This is a genomic window from Bacillus sp. SIMBA_074 (assembly GCF_046534555.1).
Taxonomy (GTDB): Bacteria; Bacillota; Bacilli; order Bacillales; family Bacillaceae_G; genus Bacillus_A; species Bacillus_A mycoides.
Genome location: NZ_JAWRYM010000397.1, coordinates 1 through 279, shown reverse-complemented (window position 1 = coordinate 279; position 279 = coordinate 1). Strand labels below are relative to the sequence as shown.

The 279-nt window shown below is 52.0% G+C and carries 1 protein-coding gene; it reads left to right on the top strand.

What is annotated here, in order from left to right:
- Positions 1–279 (top strand): M24 family metallopeptidase (locus SB773_RS31305; RefSeq protein ID WP_410594178.1); only part of this gene is annotated, 279 nt, incomplete at both ends.

Sequence of the window (279 nt, the reverse complement as noted above, 5' to 3'; positions counted from 1 at the left end):
CTATTTGATTGATCTGCTGCGCACCCGTCCCGAGCTCCAGCCAATTAAAAGCTACGTCGTAGAAAAGCTGCGCGAAATTAAGGATGAGTGCGAGATCAATATTCTGCGTCAATCCGCGCGTATAGCCGATGCCGTCATGCACCAGGTAGTCGAGCTGCAGTATTATCCGGCAACCGAGCGCGAAATGGCAGAGACGATCCGCAGCTTTTTCGGGGAGCATTCGGTGCATGATTTATCCTTTCAACCGATTATCGGCTTCGGGAAAAACAGCGCCAACCC